Annotated in this window: 3 protein-coding genes; all 3 read left to right on the top strand. The window is 70.5% G+C overall.

Annotated features, from left to right (window positions below; translation table 11 throughout):
• Nucleotides 1–510: methyl-accepting chemotaxis protein (locus tag LGR44_RS21620; protein ID WP_226742784.1), on the top strand; the 510-nt coding region annotated here is incomplete at its 5' end.
• An 82-nt stretch (nucleotides 511–592) separates the two neighbouring features.
• Nucleotides 593–3,400 carry a hybrid sensor histidine kinase/response regulator gene (locus LGR44_RS21615; RefSeq protein ID WP_226742783.1) on the top strand — a complete coding sequence of 936 codons (2,808 nt, stop codon included), beginning with the start codon at nucleotides 593–595 and terminating at the stop codon, nucleotides 3,398–3,400.
• On the top strand, nucleotides 3,397–3,842 hold a 446-nt coding region (locus tag LGR44_RS21610; protein WP_226742782.1), incomplete at its 3' end, for a chemotaxis protein CheW. The genes LGR44_RS21615 and LGR44_RS21610, both read left to right, overlap by 4 nt.

Here is a 3,842-nt window from a genome sequence, read left to right as displayed (position 1 = left end):
ATCGGCAACGTGATCGCGCTCATCAACAACATCGCGTCCCAGACCAACCTGCTCGCCCTCAACGCCACCATCGAGGCGGCGCGGGCCGGCGAGGCCGGCAAGGGCTTTGCGGTCGTGGCCTCCGAGGTCAAGGAGCTCGCCAACCAGACCTCCAAGGCCACCGAGGAGATCTCGGCCCAGATCGGATCGGTCCAGCAGGCGACCGAGGAGGCCGTGCGCGCCATCCAGGCCATTGCCAGCACCATTGCCGAGATGTCCCAGATCTCAGTCTCGATCGCCGCCGCCATGGAACAGCAGGGCGCCGCCACCGCCGAGATCTCCCGCAACGTGCAGGAGGCCGCCCGCGGCACCGAGCTCGTCACCGGCAACATCGGCGAGGTCCGCCGCGGCGCCGGCGAGACCGGGGCGGCCGCCGCCCAGGTGCTCTCCGCCGCCCAGGAGCTGGCCCGGCACTCGGCCAGCCTCGGCCAGGAGGTCGAGCACTTCCTCTCCGGGGTCCAGGCCGCCTGAGGCCGGACCTTCCCGGCACCGGCGCGCCGGTGCTCCCCGTCAAGCTTTGTGTTGCAGCCGTTGTCGAATGTGAGTGGCGTGAATGGACGATCTTCTGCGTGAGTTTTTGACCGAGACGGCCGAGCATCTCGACACGGTCGACGTGGAGCTGGTGCGCTTCGAGCAGGATCCCAACAACAAGGCGATCCTGAGCAACATCTTCCGCCTGGTCCACACCATCAAGGGCACCTGCGGCTTTCTCGGATTGCCGCGCCTGGAGGCGCTGGCCCATGCGGCCGAGACCCTGATGGGCAAGTTCCGCGACGGCATGCCGGTGACCTCGGCGGCCGTGACCCTGATCCTGTCGACCCTGGACCGGATCAAGGAGATCCTGGCCGATCTCGAGCGCGACGCCGCCGAGCCGGAGGGCGCCGATCACGACCTGATCGATGCGCTCGAGGCCATGGCGGCCCAGGAGCCGGCGCAGGAGGCGGCCGCCGCCCCGGCGCCCGCCGCCACCACCGGCACGCTCGCCTATCAGGTGCTGGAGCGGGCCCTGCTGCCGGGCGAGGTGCCGCTGGACGAGCTCGAGCGCGCCTTCCGCGAGACCCCCGGTCCGACGAGCCCGGCGGCACCGGCGGTGACCACCGGCACGCTCGCCTATCAGGTGCTGGAGCGGGCCCTGCTGCCGGGCGAGGTGCCGCTGGACGAACTGGAGCGCGCCTTCCGCGAGGCGCCCGGTCCGGCGCCCAAGCCGGCCGCTTCCAAACCCGCCGCGGCAAAGCCCGCCGCTGCGGCGCCCGCCGTGGCAAAGCCGGTCGAGAAGGCCGAGGGCCGGGCCGGCGGCGAAGAGGGCGGCGAGGCGCCCTCGGCCAAGGTGCAGACCATCCGGGTCAATGTCGACACCCTCGAGCACCTCATGACCATGGTGTCCGAGCTGGTGCTCACCCGCAACCAGCTGCTCGAGATCTCGCGCCGGGTCGACGACGGCAGCTACAAGGTGCCGCTGCAGCGCCTGTCGCACGTGACCGCCGAGCTGCAGGACGGGGTCATGCGCACCCGCATGCAGCCGATTGGCAATGCCTGGCAGAAGCTGCCGCGGGTGGTGCGTGACCTGTCGTCCGAGCTCGACAAGAAGATCGAGCTGGTGATGCAGGGCGCCGAGACCGAGCTCGACCGCCAGGTGCTGGAGGTGATCAAGGACCCGCTCACCCACATGGTGCGCAACTCCGCCGATCACGGCATCGAGAGCCCGCTCGAGCGGGCGGCGGCCGGCAAGCCGGAGCGCGGCACGATCCGGCTCAACGCCTATCACGAGGGCGGCTCGATCACGATCGAGATCGCCGACGACGGCAAGGGGCTGAACTTCGCGGCCATCCGGCGCAAGGCGGTCGAGCGCGGCATCGCCACGGAGGCCGAGGTCGAGCGCATGAGCGAGGCCCAGGTGGCCAAGTTCATCTTCCACCCCGGCTTCTCCACGGCGGCGGCCGTGACCTCGGTCTCGGGCCGGGGCGTGGGCATGGACGTGGTCAAGACCAACATCGAGCTGATCGGCGGCACGGTGGACATCCGCTCGGAGCAGGGCCGGGGCACCACGTTCACGATCAAGATCCCGCTCACGCTGGCGATCGTGGCGGCGCTGATCGTGGCGTCCAAGGACCAGCGCTACGCCATTCCGCAGGTGGCGGTGCTGGAGCTGGTGCGGGTGACGCCGGGTTCGGAGCACACGATCGAGCGCATCAACGGCACGCCGGTGCTGCGCCTGCGCGAGCGGCTTTTGCCGATCGTGCCGCTGTCGAAGGTGCTGGGGCTGTCGGGGGACGAGGCGGCGAGCGAGGGCTTCGTGGTGGTGACCCAGGTCGGGCGCCAGCGCTTCGGCATTCTGGTGGACGGGGTGTTCCACACCGAGGAGATCGTGGTCAAGCCGATGTCGTCGAAGCTGCGCCACATCCAGCTGTTCTCGGGCAACACCATCCTGGGCGACGGGGCGGTGGTGCTGATCGTGGACCCGAACGGGCTGGCGCGCATGGTGGGGTCGGGCTCGGAGGACAGCCCGTTTGCCGGCGACGAGGGCGCCGAGCAGGCCGGGGCGCGCGACGACGAGACCACCACGATGCTGGTGTTCCGGGGCGGGGGCTCGGCCCTGAAGGCGGTGCCTTTGTCGCTGGTGACGCGGCTGGAGGAGATCGACGCGGCCACGATCGAGTGGGTGAGCGGGCGTCCGCTGGTGCAGTACCGGGGCCGCCTGATGCCGCTGGTGGCCTGCGACGAGGCCCTGTCGATCAAGCGCGAGGGCTCGCAGGCGCTGGTGGTGTTCTCGGACGGGGACCTGTCGCTGGGTCTGGCGGTGGAGGAGATCGTCGACATCGTGGACGACCGGCTCGACATCGAGCTGGTGGCGGACCGCTCGGACCTGGTGGGCTCGGCGGTGATCCGGGGCCGGGCGACCGAGGTGGTGAACGTGGCGCATTACCTGCCGCTGGTGGCGGAGGCGTGGATGCGCTCGGCGGCGCCGGCGGGCGCGCCGGCGGGGCGCGGCGTGCTGCTGGTGGACGGCTCGGCGTTCTTCCGCAACATGCTCACGCCGGTGCTCAAGGCCTCGGGCTACAAGGTGCATGCGGCGGCCAGCGCGAGCGAGGCGCTGCAGGTTCTGGCCTCGGGGGCGGCGGTGGACGTGCTGATCAGCGAGCTGGAGCTTCCGGACCGGTCCGGGTTCGAGCTGATCGCGAGCCTGCGGGCCTCGACGCGGTTTGCGCGCCTGCCGGTGATCGGCCTGACGGTGAAGCACGACCCGCGTCAGATTGCGCAGGCGCACAAGCTTCAGGTGACGGAACTGGTGGCGAAGTTCGACCGGCGCGGCCTTCTGGCGGCGCTGTCGGAACTGGATGAGACGAGGGAGGAGGCGGCATGAGCATGGTGCCGGCGAAGGGGGCGGGAGCCAAGGGGTTCTCGCGCCAGGTGGAATACGTGACGGTGACGGTGGACGGCCAGCTTCTGGGGCTGCCGATCGACCGGGTTCACGACGTGTTCGTGGTGGCGGAGATGACGTCGGTGCCGCTGGCGAGCGCCGAGATCGCGGGCCTGTTGAACCTGCGCGGGCGGGTGGTGACGGCGGTGAGCCTGCGGCGTCGTCTGCGGCTGGGGGACCGGGAGGGGTCGGAGCGGCGGATGGCGGTGGGTCTGGAGCACCAGGGGGAGGCGTACGGGCTTCTGGTGGACGAGGTGGGCGAGGTGCTCAAGCTCGATCCGGACAACCTGCAGCCCAACCCCGTGCACATGGACCCGCGCTGGGCCAGCCTGTCCCAGGGCGTCCACCAGCTCCAGTCAAAACTCCTCATCATCCTAAACGTCGA

Origin of the sequence: Microvirga lenta (assembly GCF_020532555.1) — a bacterium.
Lineage (GTDB): Bacteria > Pseudomonadota > Alphaproteobacteria > Rhizobiales > Beijerinckiaceae > Microvirga > Microvirga lenta.
This window is presented reverse-complemented; position numbering and strand designations above follow the sequence as displayed.